General features: G+C 72.7%; 18 protein-coding genes. 12 read left to right on the forward strand and 6 right to left on the reverse strand.

Annotated features, from left to right (window positions below; genetic code table 11):
- Positions 1–134: 134 nt before the first annotated feature.
- The gene (locus tag ACZ6ZN_RS09925) at positions 135–1,757 is read right to left on the reverse strand and encodes an MFS transporter (protein WP_469644757.1); all 1,623 of its coding nucleotides are present in this window, start codon (positions 1,755–1,757) and stop codon (positions 135–137) included.
- Positions 1,758–1,874: 117 nt separating this feature from the next.
- Between ACZ6ZN_RS09925 and ACZ6ZN_RS09930 the strand changes: the two genes are divergently transcribed.
- The 3 genes from ACZ6ZN_RS09930 (at position 1,875) to ACZ6ZN_RS09940 (ending at position 4,710) form a co-directional block, all read left to right on the forward strand.
- A complete protein-coding gene (locus ACZ6ZN_RS09930) occupies positions 1,875–2,507 on the forward strand; it encodes a TetR family transcriptional regulator (protein WP_451876537.1) in 633 nt (210 codons plus the stop codon).
- A 73-nt stretch (positions 2,508–2,580) separates the two neighbouring features.
- The gene (locus tag ACZ6ZN_RS09935) at positions 2,581–3,789 is read left to right on the forward strand and encodes an alpha/beta hydrolase (RefSeq protein ID WP_469644760.1); all 1,209 of its coding nucleotides are present in this window, start codon (positions 2,581–2,583) and stop codon (positions 3,787–3,789) included.
- Positions 3,790–3,855: 66 nt separating this feature from the next.
- Positions 3,856–4,710: a DUF4429 domain-containing protein gene (locus tag ACZ6ZN_RS09940; protein WP_469645648.1), complete on the forward strand. Its 855-nt coding sequence runs from the start codon at positions 3,856–3,858 to the stop codon at positions 4,708–4,710.
- 83 nt (positions 4,711–4,793) lie between these two features.
- Here the strand turns inward: ACZ6ZN_RS09940 and ACZ6ZN_RS09945 are convergent, their stop codons facing one another.
- Positions 4,794–5,807 carry an aldo/keto reductase gene (locus ACZ6ZN_RS09945; protein WP_451876539.1) on the reverse strand — a complete coding sequence of 338 codons (1,014 nt, stop codon included), beginning with the start codon at positions 5,805–5,807 and terminating at the stop codon, positions 4,794–4,796.
- Positions 5,804–6,268 (reverse strand): MerR family transcriptional regulator, encoded by a 465-nt coding sequence (locus ACZ6ZN_RS09950; protein WP_398111385.1) that lies wholly within the window; start codon positions 6,266–6,268, stop codon positions 5,804–5,806. Before ACZ6ZN_RS09950 ends, ACZ6ZN_RS09945 begins: the two co-directional genes overlap by 4 nt.
- A 126-nt stretch (positions 6,269–6,394) precedes the next feature.
- Here ACZ6ZN_RS09950 and ACZ6ZN_RS09955 point away from each other — a divergent pair, with 126 nt between their 5' ends.
- A complete protein-coding gene (locus ACZ6ZN_RS09955; RefSeq protein WP_398111386.1) occupies positions 6,395–7,210 on the forward strand; it encodes a serine hydrolase domain-containing protein in 816 nt (271 codons plus the stop codon).
- Positions 7,211–7,247: 37 nt separating this feature from the next.
- Here the strand turns inward: ACZ6ZN_RS09955 and ACZ6ZN_RS09960 are convergent, their stop codons facing one another.
- Complete coding sequence (locus ACZ6ZN_RS09960; RefSeq protein ID WP_451876560.1) at positions 7,248–7,916, reverse strand: pirin family protein; 669 nt, start codon at positions 7,914–7,916, stop codon at positions 7,248–7,250.
- A 62-nt stretch (positions 7,917–7,978) separates the two neighbouring features.
- Here ACZ6ZN_RS09960 and fasR point away from each other — a divergent pair, with 62 nt between their 5' ends.
- The 5 genes from fasR (at position 7,979) to fabF (ending at position 12,908) form a co-directional block, all read left to right on the forward strand.
- A complete protein-coding gene (fasR, locus tag ACZ6ZN_RS09965; RefSeq protein WP_398111387.1) occupies positions 7,979–9,184 on the forward strand; it encodes a fatty acid biosynthesis transcriptional regulator FasR in 1,206 nt (401 codons plus the stop codon).
- Positions 9,185–9,273: 89 nt separating this feature from the next.
- Positions 9,274–10,203: an ACP S-malonyltransferase gene (locus ACZ6ZN_RS09970; RefSeq protein WP_451876541.1), complete on the forward strand. Its 930-nt coding sequence runs from the start codon at positions 9,274–9,276 to the stop codon at positions 10,201–10,203.
- 15 nt (positions 10,204–10,218) lie between these two features.
- Positions 10,219–11,220 carry a ketoacyl-ACP synthase III gene (locus tag ACZ6ZN_RS09975; RefSeq protein ID WP_398111389.1) on the forward strand — a complete coding sequence of 334 codons (1,002 nt, stop codon included), beginning with the start codon at positions 10,219–10,221 and terminating at the stop codon, positions 11,218–11,220.
- A gap of 81 nt (positions 11,221–11,301) precedes the next feature.
- Positions 11,302–11,550, forward strand: a complete 249-nt coding sequence (locus tag ACZ6ZN_RS09980; RefSeq protein WP_003989952.1) for an acyl carrier protein — start codon at positions 11,302–11,304, stop codon at positions 11,548–11,550.
- Positions 11,551–11,636: 86 nt separating this feature from the next.
- The gene (gene fabF / locus ACZ6ZN_RS09985; RefSeq protein WP_451876542.1) at positions 11,637–12,908 is read left to right on the forward strand and encodes a beta-ketoacyl-ACP synthase II; all 1,272 of its coding nucleotides are present in this window, start codon (positions 11,637–11,639) and stop codon (positions 12,906–12,908) included.
- 132 nt (positions 12,909–13,040) lie between these two features.
- On the opposite strand, the gene ACZ6ZN_RS09990 is transcribed toward fabF, so the two are convergent.
- Positions 13,041–13,535 (reverse strand): DUF3145 domain-containing protein, encoded by a 495-nt coding sequence (locus ACZ6ZN_RS09990; protein ID WP_451876543.1) that lies wholly within the window; start codon positions 13,533–13,535, stop codon positions 13,041–13,043.
- A 256-nt stretch (positions 13,536–13,791) separates the two neighbouring features.
- Between ACZ6ZN_RS09990 and ACZ6ZN_RS09995 the strand changes: the two genes are divergently transcribed.
- Positions 13,792–14,679, forward strand: a complete 888-nt coding sequence (locus tag ACZ6ZN_RS09995; protein WP_469644765.1) for an SGNH/GDSL hydrolase family protein — start codon at positions 13,792–13,794, stop codon at positions 14,677–14,679.
- 325 nt (positions 14,680–15,004) lie between these two features.
- Positions 15,005–16,237, forward strand: coding sequence for a pyroglutamyl-peptidase I (locus tag ACZ6ZN_RS10000; protein ID WP_469644768.1), 1,233 nt, complete (start codon positions 15,005–15,007; stop codon positions 16,235–16,237).
- Here ACZ6ZN_RS10000 and ACZ6ZN_RS10005 read toward each other — a convergent pair.
- Complete coding sequence (locus ACZ6ZN_RS10005) at positions 16,188–17,015, reverse strand: EI24 domain-containing protein (RefSeq protein ID WP_469644771.1); 828 nt, start codon at positions 17,013–17,015, stop codon at positions 16,188–16,190. The two genes, ACZ6ZN_RS10000 and ACZ6ZN_RS10005, sit on opposite strands and share 50 nt — an antisense overlap.
- 191 nt (positions 17,016–17,206) lie before the next feature.
- Between ACZ6ZN_RS10005 and ACZ6ZN_RS10010 the strand changes: the two genes are divergently transcribed.
- Positions 17,207–18,352 (forward strand): serine hydrolase domain-containing protein, encoded by a 1,146-nt coding sequence (locus ACZ6ZN_RS10010; RefSeq protein WP_469644774.1) that lies wholly within the window; start codon positions 17,207–17,209, stop codon positions 18,350–18,352.
- The last annotated feature ends 28 nt before the right edge of the window (positions 18,353–18,380 follow it).

Below are 18,380 nucleotides of genomic sequence, written 5' to 3' on the forward strand. Positions count from 1 at the left end.
CCATGCCCTGCGGAGGACTTGACCCACTGTGACCTGTGCGGCGGGTCCAACGGGAGGCTTCGGCGGTCCTGTTCACCCTGATGAGCGAACGCCCCCGGGAAAGTCCCTTCCCGGGGGCGTTCGGCGGCGGACCGTCAGATGTGCCCGACGCCCACGCCCGCGTCGGCGTTCTGCCCGCGCTTGGTGAGGAACGCCACCAGCACCGCCACCGCGGCGACGCCCGCCGCGACGAGCGAGGCCGCGCTCATGCCGGAGATGAAGGTGTCGTGCGCGACCCCCGTGATCTTCGCGGCGACCGCCTCCGGGGTGCCCGGCGCCAGCGGCGGGACGCCGACCTGCACCGCTTCCGAGGCCTGGTGCTGCTGCTCCGGGGTGAGCGGCGGGAGGCCCGCCTCGCGCCAGTTGCCCGCCAGGTCGCTGTTGACCTTGGAGGCCATGACGGCACCGAGGACGGCCGTGCCGAGGCTGCCGCCGATCTGCATGGCGGCCTGCTGAAGACCGCCCGCGACACCCGACAGCTCCATCGGGGCGTTGCCGACGATGACTTCGGTCGCGCCGACCATGACCGGTGCGAGGCCGAGGCCGAGCAGGGCGAACCAGAGCGACATGACGCCGCTGCCGGTGTCCGTCTCCAGGGTCGACATGCCGTACATGGCGATCGCGGTGAGCGCCATGCCGCCCGCGAGCGGGACCCGGGGACCGAACTTGGTGATCATCGCACCGGCCAGCGGCGAGCCGACGATCATCATGCCGGTGAGCGGGAGCAGGTGCAGACCCGCGTCGACGGGGCTCATGCCGTGCACGTTCTGGAGGTAGAACGTGACGAAGAACAGGCCGCCCATGAACGCGATGGCCATGAGGATCATCAGCACCACACCCGCGGACAGCGCCACGGAACGGAACAGCGCGAGCGGGATCAGCGGCTCCCTGACCTTCGTCTCCCACAGGGCGAAGAGCGCGAAGCCCAGCACGGACGCGCCGAGGAAGCCCAGCGTCTTCGCGTCGCCCCAGCCCCACTCGGACGGCGGGGCCTTGATGAGCGCCCACACCAGGCAGAAGACCGAGACCGACAGCAGGGCGATGCCCAGCAGGTCGAAGGAGCGCGGGGCGTTCACGGCGCGGTGGTCGAGCAGGATCCACACGCCGAGGACGACCGCGAGGATGCCGACGGGCACGTTGATGAAGAACACCGACTGCCAGTTGACGTGCTCGACGAGCACACCGCCGAGGATCGGGCCGCCGGCGGTGGACGCGCCGATGACCATGCCCCAGATGCCGATGGCCATGTTCAGCTTCTCGGCCGGGAAGGTGGCCCGCAGCAGGCCGAGCGCGGCCGGCATCAGCAGCGCGCCGAACAGACCCTGCAGGACACGGAAGACCACGACCAGCGCGATGCTGTCGGACAGGCCGATGGCGCCCGAGGCGGCGGCGAAGCCGACGACGCCGATGAGGAAGGTCTGCCGGTGCCCGAAGCGGTCGCCGAGCTTGCCCGCGGTGATCAGGGAGACGGCGAGGGCGAGGAAGTAGCCGTTGGTGATCCACTGCACCTCGGCGAAGGTGGCGCCGAGGTCCTTCTGGATCGCCGGGTTGGCGATGGCCACGATGGTGCCGTCCAGGGCCACCATCATGACCCCCACGGCGACGGTGATGAGGGTGAGCCAGGGGTGCCCGCGCAGCCCCTTGCCCGGCGTCGCGTCCACCGTGCCCGGCGTCCTGCCCCCCGACCCCGACGTGTCGATGGCGGTCTGACTAGTCATACGTTCGAGGCTAGTGACAGTCACTGACAATTGACAAACCAATTCACCGGTCGGTCACCGGCACGCCTTCCCCGGATAGCCTGAACTGGGAGAACACTGCGCACAGGAGGACCTTTCTTGAACTTGCGCGAGCGCAAGAAGCAGCGCACGCGGGACGCGCTGCTGCGAGCCGCCCTGGAGCTGTTCGCCACGCGCGGGTACGAGGAGACGACCGTCGACGACATCGCCGCGGCCGTCGACGTGTCGCAGCGCACCTTCTTCCGCTACTTCGCCGGCAAGGAGGAGACGGCGCTGTTCGTGCCGCGCCTGGCGGAGGACGTCGTCGTCGACGCCCTGCGGGCGCGCCCGCCGTCCGAGCCGCCCCTGGAGGCGCTGCGCCGGGCCGTCCTGGAGAGCTGGGACGCCATCCACGAGGCCGTCGCCGAACTGGTCCCGATCGAACTCCACCTGCGGGTGTACCGGGTGATCGAGTCGACACCCGCACTGCTCGCCGTCCATCTGCGGCGGGCGGCCGAACTGGAGGAGCGGCTGGCCGGCATCGTCGCCGAGCGCGAGGGGCTCGACCTGGACGCCGATGCCCGGCCCAGGATCGTCGTCGCCCTCTTCGGCGGGGTGATTCGTGTCACCGAGCGGCTGTGGTCCACGGGGGAGGACCTCACCGTGGAGGGACTGCGCGAACTCACCGCCGCCTACCTGGATCAGGTCGGTCCGGCACTGGCGGGGAACTGGCGTCCGGGGCAGTCCCCCTGACGCCCCGACCAAAACGTGATCCCGGTCACTTGATTGACGCGAGACCCTCTCGTTCTCCTAGTGTGTCCTTTCAGTGACTTCCTTCGACACCTCCCCGCAATCGAACGTCTGGCGCGCACTGCTCGCTCTGGCCGTGGTGTTCGTGATGCTGGCGACCACCGGCTGGACCGCCCTGCGCACCCAGCGGGGCGACACACCGCTGCAGGCCTCGCTCTCCGCGTGGGAGCACGGCCGCGTCGGCGGCCACCGGCTGCCCGACCCGCGGTCCGCGCCGGGGAAGCTGACCCGCTTCTTCGACTCGCTCGGTGCGGCGGAGCGCGCGAGCCTGGCCCGCAGGTACCCGCTCGCCGTCGGCAACATGAACGGCGCCCCCGTCGAGCTGCGCTACCGCGCCAACCGCATCGCGCTCGCCAAGGAGCGCGAGGTGGAACGGGAGCGCCTGCACGACGAGCGCCTCACACCGGCCGGGCGGCAGGACGCCGGGCGCCGCATGGACCGCCTGGACGACCTGCTGGAGAAGGGCCGCCGCATCCTGGCCTTCGACCCGGAGGGGTCGGGCCGGGTCGCCGAGGTCCTCGGCGACCTGCGCCGGGCGGACCGGGTCTCGGTCGTCGTGCCCGGGGTGGACACGAACCTGCTCACCTTCCAGCGCACCCAGCGCACGTACTCGGCCCCGGTCGGCATGGCCCGGTCCCTGTACGACGCCGAGCGGCAGGCGAGTCCCTCGACCCGCACCGCCGTGATCGCCTGGGCCGACTACACCGCGCCCAGCGGGCTCGGCATCGACTCGGCCACGGCGATGCGCGCCGAGGAGGGCGCGGTCCGGCTGGACGCGCTGGTGCGGGCGCTGCCCGGCAGGGCGCCGGTCTCGCTGTTCTGCCACAGCTACGGCTCGGTGGTGTGCGGCGTCGCGGCGCACCGGCTGCCGGGCCGGGTGTCCGACATCGCGGTCGCCGGCAGCCCCGGCATGCGGGCGGAGAACGCCGAGGAACTGCGCACCGGAGCCCGGGTGTGGGCGATGCGGGACGCCGACGACTGGATCCAGGACGTGCCCTACCTGGAGCTGGGCGGCCTGGGCCACGGGGCCGACCCGGTGTCCTCCGGTTTCGGCGCGCGGGTGCTGTCGGCGGCGGGCGCGAAGGGTCACGCCGGCTACTTCGAGCCGGGAACGGCAAGCCTGTTCAATTTCGCAGAGATCGGCGTCGGCGCATACCGCTCGGTGCACTGCGCGCACGAAGACGGCGTCTGCCGTACCGGTTTGTCCGGCGCGGCAGCGGCCTGACGCGCGTAGAGGCGGAGAAATTGCGGTCTGCTCGGGAGGGGGACGGAGGAGCGCGTGCCGCATACGATGAGCCGCATGGGTGACGTACTGGCCGGATTTCATGCCACCTGGGAGTTCGAGTCCGACTCCGTGCTCATCCGCTACGAACGGGGGATTCGAACACCGAAGCTCTTCCAGGCGCTCGGGGAGCGCCGCGTGCCCCTGGAGGCGATCGCGGGGGTGTCGCTGACGCGCGGCAAGCGCGGCACCGTCGTGCTGCGTGTCGAGCCGCGTCCCGGGGCCGATCCGCTGATGGAGGCGGCCGCCGGCCAGCTGAAGGAGAGCTGCGACCCCTACCGGCTGGTGCTGCCCGCCGAGCGCGAGGTGCTCGCCGAGTACTACGCCGACGAACTGACGTCGCTGCTGTCGGAGTCCGGGCCTACGGACCGGTTCCTCGTGGAGCCGCCGAAGGGGCCGTCGTCCTTCAAGGCGTACGACGGGAAGGCGACGTTCGACGGACGGACCGTCGGTTTCCGCTGGTTCTGGACCGGAGCGTCGTCGGCGAAGTGGAAGGCCGGGGACCAGAGCTTCCCGGTGGGCGAGCTGAGCGGCGTCGAGTGGCGCTCGCCGGAGGTGTTCGAGGGCCATCTGCGGCTGCTGCGCCGGGACGGGGCGGCCGTCACCCCGGCGCAGGCCGACCAGGACCCGGCCGCGGTGGTGTTCGGGCTGGGGTACGGGCCGGTGCACGAGTCGCTGCCGTTCGCGGCGGCGGTGCTGGCCGCGGTGCGCACGTCCGGCCCGGTGGCCGCGGTGCCCGCGCCGCGGCGTGATCCGGCGGACATCGCCGAGCGGATCCGGCATCTCGGGGAGCTGCACCAGGCCGGGCTGGTGACGGACGAGGAGTTCTCGCTCAAGAAGAGCGAGTTGCTGGCGGAGCTCTAGCGTCCGCGGGTGCCGCGCGCCGGCCGGTGCGGGTCGCACGTGGCCGGTCGCGCCGTTCCCCGCGCCCCTGAAGGGGCGCCTGCCTACTCCCGGCCCGCCGAGGTGAACGCCATGTCCGCGTAGCGGTCGCCGGTCACCTGGGCCGCTATGCCGTCCAGGAGTTCCAGCTGCTCGTCCGTCAGGTGGATGCCGGTCGCCGCCGTGTTCTCCTCCACCCGGGACGGCTTGCGGGTGCCGGGGATCGGGACGACCGGGAGGCCGTGGACCTCGGCCCGGCGGTGGGCCCAGGCCAGGGCGATCTGGCCGAGGGTGGCGTCATGGGCCTTCGCGACCGAGCGGATCAGTTCCAGCAGGGTGACGTTGGCGGTGGCGTTCTCGCCCGTGAACCGCGGCTGCCGGCGGCGGAAGTCGTCGGACGACAGGTCCTCGGCCCGGGCGAAGGAACCGGTGAGGAAGCCGCGGCCGAGGGGTGAGTACGCCACGAGCGCCGCGCCCAGTTCCCGGACGGCGGGGACGACCTGGGCCTCGATGTCCCGGCTGAACAGGGACCACTCCGACTGCACGGCGGCGATGGGGTGCACGGCGTGCGCGGCGCGCAGTTCACCGGCCGTGACCTCGCTCAGGCCGAGGTGTTTCACCTTGCCCTCGCGGACCAGGTCGGCCATCGTGCCGACGGTCTCCTCGATCGGCACGTCCACATCGCGCCGGTGCATGTAGTAGAGGTCGATGACGTCGACGTCCAGGCGCTTCAGGCTCGCCTCGACGGCACGGCGGATGTAGGGCGGGTCGTTGCGGATGATGCGCCGGGCCGGGTCGTCCGGCGGTATGGACAGGGCGAACTTGGTCGCGATGACGACCTCGTCGCGGTGTGCCTTGAGGAAGGGCGCGAGGAACCGCTCGTTCTCGCCCGCTCCGTAGGCGTCGGCCGTGTCGTAGAGCGTGACGCCCAGTTCGAGGGCCCGTTCCAGGGTGGCGCGCGACGCGTCCGCGTCCGCGGGGCCGTAGCCGAAGCTCATGCCCATGCAGCCGAGGCCCTGGACGCCCACCTCGGGGCCGTCCGCGCCGAGCTTCGCCGTCGTGATCCTGCCGTCCGTCATCGAGGCCCCTCCGACGCCGGGGCGCGCCCGGCGTCCGCGTAGAAACTGATCTTCCGGTCCAGTACGGCCAGTGTGCCCCGGAGTTCGTCGATCCTTGCCAGGACGTCCTCGCGGGTCGTCCGCAGCAGCTCGAAGCGCTCGCCGTAGGTGTGGTCGCCCGCGCGCACCAGTTCCGCGTAGCGGACCATGTCCGCCACCGGCATGCCCGTCAGCCGGAGTTTGCCGACGAGGTCGAGCCAGTCGAGGTCGCGGTTGGTGTAGCGGCGCTGGCCGGTGTGGGAGCGGTCGATGTGCGGCATCAGGCCGATGCGCTCGTACCAGCGCAGGGTGTGGGCCGTCAGGCCGGTCAGGGCGACGACCTCGCTGATCGTGTAGCGGTCCTGGCCGTCCGGGCGCCGGTTCTGCTGCGGCGGACCGGCACAGAGGTCGGTCCCGGTCCCCGTGGTCTCCATCACCGTCATGGCCCCACGCTAGAACCCTGGAGTGCGCTCCAAGCAAGCACCCACGGCGATAAATCGGCACGGACGCCCGCGGGCGGGCCGGACCCCTCGCCGGGGCGCACGCGCTCAGCGCATAGGCTCGCAGGCATGTCGCTCAAGAGCCTCGCGCTGATCGAGAACTGGCCGGTTCCCACCGCCGCCGCGGGCGTCGTCCGGGCGGACGGCACCCTCCTGGGCACCCATGGCCCGGCCGGACAGCGGTTCCCCCTCGCGTCGGTGACCAAGCCGCTGGCCGCCTACGCGGTGCTGGTCGCCTACGAGGAGGGCGCGGTCGAGTTCGACGAGCCCGCGGGTCCCCCCGGGTCGACCGTCCGGCACCTGCTCGCGCACACCTCGGGCCTTGCCTTCGACGAGCACCGGGTCACGGCCCCGCCCGGGGAGCGGCGGCTGTACTCCAACGCCGGTTTCGAGCAGCTCGGCGACCATCTCGCCGAGGCGACCGACATCCCGTTCGCCGAGTACCTGCGCCAGGCGGTGCTGGAGCCGCTGGGCATGACCTCGACGTCCCTGGAGGGCTCCCCGGCCAAGGACGCCGTGTCCACCGTGGAGGACCTGCTGCGGTTCGCCGCCGAGTTGCAGGCGCCGCGGCTGCTGGACCCGCGTACGGTCGCCGAGGCGATGACCGTGCAGTACCCGGGCACCAAGGGCGTGCTGCCGGGCTACGGCCACCAGAACCCCAACGACTGGGGGCTGGGCTTCGAGATCCGCGCCGCCAAGTCGCCGCACTGGACGGGCGCGTCGTCCTCCCCGCGCACCTTCGGGCATTTCGGTCAGTCCGGTACGTTCCTGTGGGTCGACCCCGACGCGGGTGCCGCGTGCGTGGCGCTGACGGACCGCGCGTTCGGCCCCTGGGCGATCGAGGCGTGGCCGGCGTTCACGGACGCGGTGCGCGCCGAACTGTAGGGCCTGCCGCGACGCGGCATGATCCGAACGACAGGCCCTAGGGCCGGGCGGCGCCGTCCGCCATCTCCCAGACGAGCAGCTCGGCCGCGGTGACGCCTTCGGCCTCCAGGGCCTTCGCGTCGGTGATCCGGGCCGCGTCCCCGGCGCCGAGCTCCTCGCCGTCCAGGCGGACCGCGCCGCGCACCACGTGCACGTACACGTACGCCCCGTCCGGCACCGCCGTCCGCTCCCCCGCCCCGAGCCGCCGCACGTGCAACATCGCCCCGGCCCGGGGCAGGGCGTACGGCGTGGAGTCGGCGATGCCGCGGACGACCTCGTAGGACGGTTCGCCGCCGGGCCGCAGCGGGGCCAGCCACATCTGCACGAAGGTCAGCGGCCCCGATCCGTCGTTGCGCTCCACGTGGCGCACCCCGCCCGCCGAGCTGAGCCGCTGCACGTCCCCGGGGCGCACGACCGACTCGTGCCCGGCCGAGTCCCGGTGGGTCAGCTCGCCCTCCACCACCCAGGTCACGATCTCCGTGTGGCTGTGCGGGTGCTCGTCGAAGCCGGCGCCCGGCGCCAGCCGCTCCTCGTTGCACGCGAGCACCGCGCCGAACCGGAGGTTGTCCGGGTCGTAGTGCGGGCCGAAGGAGAATGCGTGCCGGCTGTCGATGCCGGCGGCCGGATCCCCTCCCCGGTAGCGCTCGTCGGCGCGCCTGACGTCCATCACGCCGTCCACGGTAGACCCGGCGGCGCACCCTCCCGTCCGGATAAGGCAGTCTTGTCCCCGTGCCCGAACCCGAAACCGGCAAGAACCCGGCCGCAGCGACCGACCTCCATCCGCATTCCGCCACGCTGAGGCGGCTGGAGAAGTCGTCAGGATCGCTCGCCGCGCAGGCCATCGCGCGGATGGACGAGACGCTGCCCTGGTACCGGGCCATGCCCCCGGAGAACCGTTCCTGGATCGGTCTGGTCGCCCAGGCGGGCATCGCCGCCTTCACCGAGTGGTTCCGGCGCCCGGACGCCCCCCAGGCCATCTCCACCGACGTGTTCGGCACCGCTCCGCGCGAACTGACCCGGGCGATCACGCTGCGCCAGACCGTGGAGATGGTGCGCACCACCATCGAGGTCATGGAGTCCGCGATCGACGAGGTCGCGGCCCCCGGCGACGAGAGCGTGCTGCGCGAGGCGCTGCTCGTCTACGCCCGGGAGATCGCCTTCGCCACGGCCCAGGTGTACGCGCAGGCCGCGGAGGCACGCGGTGCCTGGGACGCCCGGCTGGAGTCCCTGGTGGTGAACGCCGTGCTCAGCGGCGAGGCCGACGAGGGCGCCGTGTCGCGGGCGGCCGCCCTCGGCTGGAACTCCCCCGAGCACGTGTGCGTGGTGCTCGGCACCGCGCCCGACGGGGACAGCGAGCTGACCGTGGAGGCCATACGGCGCGCGTCCCGGCACGCCAAGCTCCAGGTGCTCACCGGCGTGCTGGGCGACCGGCTGGTCGTCATCGCCGGCGGCAGCGACAACCCGCTGGCCGTGGCCAAGTCGCTCATCGGACCGTTCGCGGCCGGACCGGTCGTGGCCGGACCGGTGGTGCCCGACCTCCAGGCCGCGACCCGGTCCGCACAGGCCGCCGCGGCGGGCCTGAAGGCGTGTTCCGCCTGGCAGGACGCCCCGCGCCCGGTCCTCGCCGACGACCTGCTGCCGGAGCGGGCCATCGCCGGGGACCCCTCCGCCCGCGAGCAGTTGGTGGAGGAGATCTACAGACCGCTGGAGGAGGCCGGGGCCGCGCTCCTGGAGACCCTCAGCGTCTATCTCGAACAGGCGAGCAGTCTCGAGGGCGCCGCCCGGATGCTGTTCGTGCATCCCAACACCGTCCGCTACCGGCTTCGACGTGTGACTGACGTCACCGGCTGGTCACCGTCCGATGTACGCTCTGCCTTCACGCTGCGGATCGCTCTGATCCTGGGGCGTCTGGTCGATGGAGATCTCCAGCCCTAAGGTTTTGTCGAGGCTCGACAAAACCCCCTCGTGTTCTTCGTCCCTGTCCCCACGGGCGGCCGTGCCCGTACCCAAGAGAGAGTGTGAGAGTGCTCGTACTCGTCGCTCCCGGCCAGGGCGCCCAGACGCCCGGCTTCCTGACTGAATGGCTCGACTTCCCCGGTGTCCGCGGTGCCCTCGAGGCCTGGTCGGACGCCGCGGGCCTCGACCTGATCCGTTACGGCACCGAGGCCGACGCGGAGGAGATCCGCGACACCGCGGTGGCGCAGCCGCTGCTGGTGGCCGCCGGACTGGCGTCCGCGTCCCTGCTGTTCGAGGACCCGGCGGACCTGCCCCGCAAGGTCGGCGCCATCGCCGGGCACAGCGTGGGCGAGATCACCGCGGCCTCGCTCGCCGGGGTGCTCCCGCACGAGGAGGCGCTCCGCCTGGTCCGCACCCGCGGCCTGGCCATGGCCGAGGCGGCCGCCGTCACCGAGACCGGCATGGCCGCGCTGCTCGGCGGCGACCCGGACGTGACGCTCCCGCACCTGGAGAAGCTGGGCCTGACGCCGGCGAACATCAACGGCGCCGGCCAGATCGTCGCGGCCGGCACCCTGGAGCAGCTCGCGGCGCTGGCGGAGGACAAGCCGGAGGGCGTGCGCAAGGTCGTGGCGCTGAAGGTCGCCGGCGCGTTCCACACGCACCACATGGCCCCCGCGGTCGACGCGCTGGCGAAGGCCGCCGAGGCCCTGACGCCGGCCGACCCCGCGCTCGCCTACGTCTCCAACAAGGACGGGCGGACCGTCGCCGCCGGCACCGAGGTGCTGGAGCGTCTGGTCGGCCAGGTCGCCAACCCGGTCCGCTGGGACCTGTGCATGGAGACCTTCAAGGAGCTCGGCGTCACGGCGCTGATCGAGGTGTGCCCCGGTGGCACGCTGACCGGCCTGGCCAAGCGCGCCCTGCCCGGTGTGAAGACCCTGGCGCTCAAGACGCCCGCCGACCTGGACGCTGCTCGCGAGCTCATCGCAGAGCACGCCTGACAAGGAGCCCGGAGCATGGCGAAGATCAAGCCCAGCAAAGGCGCCCCGTACGCGCGGATCCTCGGCGTCGGCGGGTACCGGCCGACGCGGGTCGTGCCGAACGAGGTGATCCTGGAGACGATCGAGTCCTCCGACGAGTGGATCCGCTCGCGCTCCGGCATCGAGACGCGGCACTGGGCCTCCGACGAGGAGACCGTCGCGCAGATGTCGATCGAGGCGTCCGGCAAGGCCATCGCGGACGCCGGCATCTCCGTCGAGCAGATCGGCGGTGTGATCGTCTCGACGGTCTCGCACTTCAAGCAGACCCCGGCCGTCGCCACCGAGATCGCCGACAAGCTCGGCACAGACAAGGCCGCCGCCTTCGACATCTCGGCGGGCTGCGCGGGCTTCGGCTACGGCCTCACCCTCGCCAAGGGCATGATCGTCGAGGGCTCGGCGGAGTACGTCCTGGTGATCGGGGTCGAGCGGCTGAGCGACCTGACCGACCTGGAGGACCGCGCGACGGCCTTCCTGTTCGGCGACGGCGCGGGCGCGGTCGTGGTGGGCCCGTCCGAGGAGCCGGCGATCGGCCCGAGCGTGTGGGGCTCCGAGGGCGACAAGTCCGAGACCATCAAGCAGACCGTGCCGTGGACGGACTACCGCGACGGGACGGTCGAGAAGTTCCCCGCGATCACCCAGGAAGGCCAGGCGGTGTTCCGCTGGGCCGTGTTCGAGATGGCGAAGGTCGCCCAGCAGGCGCTGGACGCGGCCGGGATCACCGTGGACGACCTGGACGTCTTCATCCCGCACCAGGCCAACGTGCGGATCATCGACTCGATGGTGAAGACGCTGAAACTGCCGGAGCACGTCACGGTCGCCCGTGACATCCGCACCACCGGCAACACCTCGGCCGCCTCGATCCCGCTCGCGATGGAGCGGCTCCTGGCGACCGGCGAGGCGAAGAGCGGCGACACCGCGCTCGTCATCGGCTTCGGGGCGGGTCTCGTCTACGCAGCGACTGTCGTTACCCTCCCCTAGGCACTCCGTGCCGGATCATGCGGTCCGGGACGGTGCGTACCACCTGCCACACCCTCTGGATATCTACGAAGGAGCGCCAACATGGCCGCCACTCAGGAAGAGATCGTCGCCGGTCTCGCCGAGATCGTGAACGAGATCGCCGGCATCCCGGTTGAGGACGTCCAGCTGGACAAGTCCTTCACCGACGACCTGGACGTCGACTCGCTGTCCATGGTCGAGGTCGTCGTCGCCGCCGAAGAGCGCTTCGACGTCAAGATCCCGGACGAGGACGTCAAGAACCTCAAGACGGTCGGCGACGCGACCGACTACATCCTCAAGCACCAGGGCTGATCGACCGATCAGGCCCCTGGGCCGACTGCCCCGCCACCCGGCGGTGGCGCCGCTTAATCCTCGGATCCGTTGGAGAAAGAATTCCCGTGAGCTCGACCAATCGCACCGTGGTCGTCACCGGTATCGGCGCAACCACACCGCTGGGTGGCGACGCAGCCTCTACCTGGGAGGGCCTGGTCGCCGGCAAGTCCGGCGTCAAGCCCCTGGAGCAGGAGTGGGCGGCCGACCAGGCCGTCAAGATCGCGGCCACCGTGGCCGTGGAGCCGACCGAGGTCATCCCGCGGCCGCAGGCCCGCCGGCTGGACCGCTCCGCGCAGTTCGCGCTGGTCGCGGCCCAGGAGGCGTGGAAGGACGCGGGCTTCGAGGCCAAGGCCGGCGAGGACCCGAACGTCGACCCCGACCGGCTCGGCGCGGTCATCGCCTCCGGCATCGGCGGCGTGACGACCCTGCTCGACCAGTACGACGTGCTGAAGGAGAAGGGCGTCCGCCGCGTCTCCCCGCACACCGTGCCGATGCTGATGCCCAACGGCCCCTCGGCCAACGTGGGCCTGGCCGTGGGCGCCCGGGCGGGCGTGCACACGCCGGTCTCGGCCTGCGCCTCCGGCGCCGAGGCCATCGGCTACGCCATCGAGATGATCCGCACCGGCCGCGCCGACGTCGTCGTCGCGGGTGGCACGGAGGCGGCGATCCACCCGCTGCCCATCGCCGCGTTCGGCAACATGATGGCGATGTCCAAGAACAACGCCGACCCGCAGGGCGCCTCGCGCCCCTACGACGTCGCCCGGGACGGTTTCGTCCTCGGTGAGGGCGCCGGTGTCGTGGTCCTGGAGTCCGCCGAGCACGCCGCCAAGCGCGGGGCCCGGGTGTACGCCGAGGCGGTCGGCCAGGGCATCTCGGCCGACGCGCACGACATCGTGCAGCCGGAGCCGGAGGGGCGGGGCATCTCGCACGCCCTGCAGAACCTGCTGGAGCGCACCGACCTGGACCCGGCGGAGGTCGTGCACGTCAACGCGCACGCGACGTCGACGCCGGCCGGTGACATCGCCGAGCTGAAGGCGCTGCGCAAGGTGTTCGGCGACGACGCCGACCACATCGCCGTCTCCGCGACGAAGTCGATGACCGGGCACCTGCTCGGTGGCGCGGGTGGCGTCGAGACGGTGGCGACGGTGCTCGCGCTGTACCACCGGGTGGCTCCGCCGACGATCAACGTGGAGAACCTCGACCCGGAGGCCGAGGCGCACGCCGACGTCGTCCGGGGTGAGGCGCGGAAGCTGCCCGTCGAAGGCCGTATCGCCGCGCTGAACGACTCGTTCGGCTTCGGTGGGCACAACGTGGTGCTGGCGTTCCGGACGGTCTGATCCCTGAGCGCTTCAATGGCCCGGACCCCGAGAAGGGTTCGGGCCATTCGCCGTTCTGTGTCGCGTTGGGTGCCGGGTGCGGGGCTGTGGGGGCTGGTCGCGCAGTTCCCCGCGCCCCTGAAGGGAATGGCGTCACACCACCTGGTGGAGCCAGCGGACCGGGGCGCCCTCGCCCGCGTAGCGGAAGGACTCCAACTCGTCGTCCCAAGGCTTGCCGAGCAGCTTGTTGAGCTCGGCCTCCAGGTCCGTCTCGCCCTGCCGGCTGCGCTGGAGGGCCGCTCTGAGCCGGTCCTCGGGGATCAGGATGTCGCCGTGGATGCCGGTGACGGCGTGGAAGATGCCCAGCTCGGGGGTGCAGCTGTAGCGCTCGCCCTCGGCGGTGGGGCAGGGCTCGGCGGTGACCTCGAAGCGCAGCAGGTGCCAGCCGCGCAGCGCGGAGGCGAGCTTGGAGGCGGTGCCGGCCTGGCCCTGCCAGGAGAACTCCGAGCGCCAGGTGCCGGGGGCCGCGGGCTGCCGGATCCAGTCGAGGTTGACGCGCGTGCCGAGCACCCCGGCGATGGCCCACTCGACGTGCGGGCACAGCGCGCGCGGCGCGGAGTGCACGTACAGAACTCCACGTGTCGTCACCGGAACCTCCGGGCAGAGCGGGACATCTTGCTGACGGGCGGAACGGCTGTGACCGGGCGGGTCACGTTGATGGCGAGGCTACCGTGCGTCGGCGCAAGGAGTGTGACGTACGGTCGGTCCCGGGGCCGGGAAACTCCCGCCATTCACCCAGGGGGACGCTTGTACGGGTGGGAGGCGTTGCACCAGACGGACCGGGAACCCTCGTGCGTTGTCATGGGTGGGGGCAGGAACCGCTCGGCGAGGGGATGGAGCAGGGATGGGGATGCGAGGCCACCGCGCGCGGGGTGTGCTGGCCGTGGTCGTGGCCGCCGTGGTCGGTGTCGCCGGGTGTGACGCCGTGGGGGGCGATGCCGCCGCGCCCTCCGGCAGCGCCCGGCCGTCCCCGAAGCCCACGCCGGTGTGGGACCGCAGCCCGCGGTCCGTGGCGGCCGTCGGGGACTCCATCACCCGGGGGTTCGACGCGTGCGACGTGCTGTCGGACTGCCCGGAGGCGTCCTGGGCGACCGGCAGCAGCACCGAGGTCGACTCGCTCGCCGTGCGGTTGCTGGGGCGCACCGGTGCGGCCCGGCGGAGCTGGAACTACGCCGTGACGGGGGCGCGGATGGCCGACCTGCCCGGTCAGATGGCCCGGGCGGTGCGGCGCAAGCCCCAGTTGGTGACGGTGATGGTCGGGGCGAACGACGCCTGCCGGTCCACGCCGTCGGCCATGACCCCGGTCTCCGCCTTCCGCGCCGACTTCGAGGACGCGCTGCGCGGTCTGCGCAAGGCCCTGCCGAAGGCGCAGGTGTTCGTGGCGAGCGTGCCCGACCTGAAGCGGCTGTGGTCCGAGGGCCGCACCAGCCCGGTGGGCAGGCAGGTGTGGAAGCTGGGCATCTGCCCGTCGATGCTGGGTGACGCGGACCGCCTGGACGCGCAGGCGCAGGTGCGGCGCGACACGGTGCAGGAGCGGGTCGAGGACTACAACAAGGTGCTGGCGGAGGTCTGCGCCGAGGACGAGCGGTGCCGCCACGACGGGGGCGCGGTGTACGACTACCGCTTCGGCACGGCCCAGTTGAGCCGCTGGGACTACTTCCACCCGAGTGTGAGCGGGCAGGCGCGGCTCGCGGAGATCGCCTACCGCGCCGTCACGGCGAAACGCCCCTGACGCGGGCTTTCGCGCCTTCCCGCGACCGTGCCGCGGCCGGGCACCCGCCCCGGTCCGGGGGTCAGGTCCCGGACCGGGGCTGCCGGGTGGGGAACTCGTCCCGTATCAGACGGTAATCCCCGCGGTGACCCCGCGGCCGGTGATCGGGCCCCCGGCCCGGATCCCGTACGAACCCTTCACAACCCGGGCCCGGCGGCCGCGGGCCGGTCACCGTGCGGTGCGGATCGCCACCGGACCCCCGGCTGCGCCCCATGGCGTGGACCACGTGGGTCGGGCGATACTGCGGCCGTCCGTACCCCCACCGCGACGGAAGGCCCGAACCCCCTTGACCTCCCTACGTGTTCGCCTCGGCGTCCTCGGCCTCGCCCTGATGACCGGCCTCACCGTTCCCGCCGGTGCGAGCGCCGCCGGGCCGGCCCCCTCCCCCACCGTCGAGGAGCAGCGGCTCGACCGGGCGGCTCCGCAGGAGATCCTGCGCCGCTCCGGCTTCGACACGGCCGCCCCGCGACTGGCCCGGGTGCTGGGGGCGGCCGGCTCCTACGCGCAGGCCCGGCAGGCCGTCGCCCGTGCGGGCACGGAGCTGTGGCGGCGGGCCGTGGACCGGGCCCAGGGGCGCGGTCCGGCCGGCGGGGACCTGAGCCGGGACGACGACCGGCCGCTGTACTGGGCGCGGCTCGGCATGACGCGTGAGGTGCGCACCTGGCAGCCGGACTTCGCGCTGTCCGAGAGCCGGCGCGCCGCGCTGCTGGACGAGCTGGAGCGCACCTCGCGCGGCCAGACGTCCGTCCGGTACCCGCGGGGCAAGGGGCTGAAGCGGATCCTGCTGACCGGCTTCGACCCGTTCACGCTGGACCGGGACATCCGCATCTCCAACCCGTCGGGCGCCACCGCCCTCGCGCTGGACGGCACGGTCGTCGAGACGGCCGACGGACCGGCCCGGGTCGAGACGGCGGTGTTCCCGGTGCGCTGGCGGGACTTCGCCGAGGGCACGGTGGAGCGGGCGCTGCGGCCCCACCTGCCGGAGGTCGACCTGTTCACGACCGTGAGCCAGGGCCGCGTGGGGCGGTTCGACGTCGAGCGGACCAACGGCGCCTGGCGCGGCGGCTTCGGGGACAACGAGAACGTCGGCCGCACCGGGACCGTGCCCGTGGGCGACCCGGCCTCGCAGCCGCAGTGGACGACGACGACCCTGCCGTACGCGGCGATCGTCGCCGCGGACACCGGCCGGTTCCCGGTGTACGACAACACGAGCGTCACGGAGATCCCGGCGGGCGGCACCGACCCCGTCGTCCGCCCGGACGGGCCCACGCCGGGTTCGACCGCCCGCGCGGGCGGTGGCGGGGACTACCTCTCCAACGAGATCGCCTACCGGGCGACGCTGCTGCGGGACCGGCTGGGGCTGCACGACCGGCTGCCGGGCGGGCACGTGCACACTCCGGTGCTGCAGTTCGGCGCCGGGAACACCGCCGAGGTCACCGACCCGGACTTCGTGCGGAACCGGCTGGACATCATCGCCCAGGTGCGGAGGATCCTGACGGTGGCCGCGGAGAACTCGTGACGGCGGCGCCGTCCTTGCCGCCGCCGTCGGTGATCTCCTCGCCCAGCAGGTCACGCGCCATGAGGGTGGCACCGGCGACGGCGCCCGGCATCAGGAACACGGCGACGAAGGGCACCAGGAAGGAGACGGCCAGGGGCGTGCCGAAGCCCCACACCAGCGTCTTGCGGTCGCGCAGGAGCCGCAGCCGGGCGCGCAGTTCGACACCGCGGCGCTGGAGGGCGACGGCGGTCAGTTCCTCGGTGAGGAAGAACCCGGTGACGAAGAACCCGATCACCGGGACGGCCGTCTGCCCGACGACCGGGATGAATCCGCACGCGAACAGCAGCACGCCCCACAGGGCGGCCCGTACGACGATCCGCAGGCTGTCCCGGGCGGAGATCCACAGCTCCCGCCAGAACGGCAGCCCCGATGCGGGCGCGTGTCCGTCCGGGGAGACGTCGCGGTCGACCTTCTCGGAGAGGTTCTCGTAGAAGGGCTGGCCGATCAGCAGGGTCACGGCGGTGAACGTCACGACGGCGAGGAGCAGGGCGAGGGCGAACAGCACACCGGTGAGCAGGCCGCGGAAAAGGCCGCGCCAGGGGCTCGACCAGTCGTCGGCGAAGGGCGTCGCCCAGCCCACCGCGTCCTCGCCCCACACCCCGAGCGCGACCAGCACCGCCGCGTACAGGACGAGGGTGATCAGGCCCGGGAGCAGCCCGAAGCCGTACTGCCTGCCGTGCCCGGCCACCCATCGCTGGCCCTTGAGCAAGTACCGGAAACCCGTCCCCAGATCGCGCATGGGTCGACCCTATCCGGGCCGGTGTCGCGCTCTTGACGCGCTCCGGTCACACCGGTGTCACGGGCGCCGGGGCCGGCGCGCCCGCCCGGCCGTTGAGTCGAACCCGTGCGCCTCGCCGTACCGATCGGCGGGAGCCCCGGGTGAGGTTCGCGTGCGCACCACGGGACACGGCGGTTCCCCGAGGAGGGCGGATGACGCGGGAGATCCACGGCACGGTGGCCGAAGGCTTCGAGGGGGTCCGCGAGGTGTTCGCCGCGTTCGCGGCCGGTGAGCGGGACGACTACGAGGGGCAGGTGTGCGCCTTCGTGCACGGCCGGAAGGTCGTCGACCTGTGGGCGGGGACCGACGCGGACGCCCTCTACGGCGTCTCCTCGTCCACGAAGGGCGCGGCCCACCTGGTCGTGGCCCTCCTGGTGCAGGACGGCACGCTCGAGCTCGACCGCAGGGTGACGTACTACTGGCCGGAGTTCGCGGCCGAGGGCAAGGGCGCGCTGACCCTGCGCGATCTGCCGGCGCACCGGGCGGGGGTGGTCGGCACGGACACCGGTTTCACCCTGTCCGAGCTGGCCGACGACCGTCAGCTCGCCGAACGCCTCGCCGACCAGCGGCCGTTCTGGCACCCGGGGTCCGCCTTCGGCCACCACGTCCTGGTGGGGGGCGCCCTGGTGGGCGAAGTGGTCCGCCGCGCGACGGGCCGTACGCTCCAGGACGTCTACCGGGAGCGGGTCCGCACCCCGTACGGCCTGGACCTCCACCTCGGGTTCCCCGCATCCGAGGAGCCCCGCTTCCGCACCGCCCTGCCGGTGGCCCCGACCCCCCGGCAGCGGGCCCTGCTGGACGCCATGCCCACCGGCCCGCACGCCCTGGCCTCGATCGCCCTCAACCGCCATGCCGCCGAACCGGCCGAGCCGGCCGCGCTGGCGAACGCGCCGCTGATCCGCGCCCGGGGCCCGGCCTCGGTGGGCGGGGTGGCGTCCGCGCGGGGCCTGGCCAGGATGTATGCGGCGGCGATCAGCGAGGTGGACGGGCGGGCGCCGCTGCTGAAGCCCGACACGGTGGCGGAGTTCGGGCAGGTCCACTCGGCCGGCCACGACCTGGTGACCCGGGCCCACGCCTCGTTCGGGCTCGGTTTCGAGACCACCGCTGACACGTGGCACCCGTTCCTCGGCGCCGGGACGATCGGGCACAGCGGCGAGGGCGGCTCCCAGGCGTTCGCGGACCCGTGGAGCGGGCTGGCGTACGGCTACACGCGCCGCCGGGCCGCCTTCCCGGGCGGGGCCGCCCCGGAGAACGACCGCCTGGTGCGGGCCGTGCACCGGGCGGCGCTGGGGCGGTGAACCGCGGACGCGGGCGGAGGCCGCACCC

This window comes from Streptomyces sp. NPDC053665 (assembly GCF_055585285.1).

Excerpts from the sequence above, each read along its gene's own strand:
- ACZ6ZN_RS09960 (WP_451876560.1), bottom strand. The coding sequence starts at position 7,916 with ATGGACGTCAGGCGCGCCGACGAGCGCTACCGGGGAGGGGATCCGGCC.
- ACZ6ZN_RS10005 (WP_469644771.1), bottom strand. The coding sequence starts at position 17,015 with ATGCGCGATCTGGGGACGGGTTTCCGGTACTTGCTCAAGGGCCAGCGA.
- ACZ6ZN_RS09975 (WP_398111389.1), top strand. The coding sequence starts at position 10,219 with ATGGCGAAGATCAAGCCCAGCAAAGGCGCCCCGTACGCGCGGATCCTC.
- ACZ6ZN_RS10010 (WP_469644774.1), top strand. The coding sequence starts at position 17,207 with ATGACGCGGGAGATCCACGGCACGGTGGCCGAAGGCTTCGAGGGGGTC.
- ACZ6ZN_RS09955 (WP_398111386.1), top strand. The coding sequence starts at position 6,395 with ATGTCGCTCAAGAGCCTCGCGCTGATCGAGAACTGGCCGGTTCCCACC.
- ACZ6ZN_RS09995 (WP_469644765.1), top strand. The coding sequence starts at position 13,792 with ATGGGGATGCGAGGCCACCGCGCGCGGGGTGTGCTGGCCGTGGTCGTG.
- ACZ6ZN_RS09950 (WP_398111385.1), bottom strand. The coding sequence starts at position 6,268 with ATGACGGTGATGGAGACCACGGGGACCGGGACCGACCTCTGTGCCGGT.
- ACZ6ZN_RS09940 (WP_469645648.1), top strand. The coding sequence starts at position 3,856 with ATGAGCCGCATGGGTGACGTACTGGCCGGATTTCATGCCACCTGGGAG.
- ACZ6ZN_RS09925 (WP_469644757.1), bottom strand. The coding sequence starts at position 1,757 with ATGACTAGTCAGACCGCCATCGACACGTCGGGGTCGGGGGGCAGGACG.
- ACZ6ZN_RS09945 (WP_451876539.1), bottom strand. The coding sequence starts at position 5,807 with ATGACGGACGGCAGGATCACGACGGCGAAGCTCGGCGCGGACGGCCCC.
- ACZ6ZN_RS09980 (WP_003989952.1), top strand. The coding sequence starts at position 11,302 with ATGGCCGCCACTCAGGAAGAGATCGTCGCCGGTCTCGCCGAGATCGTG.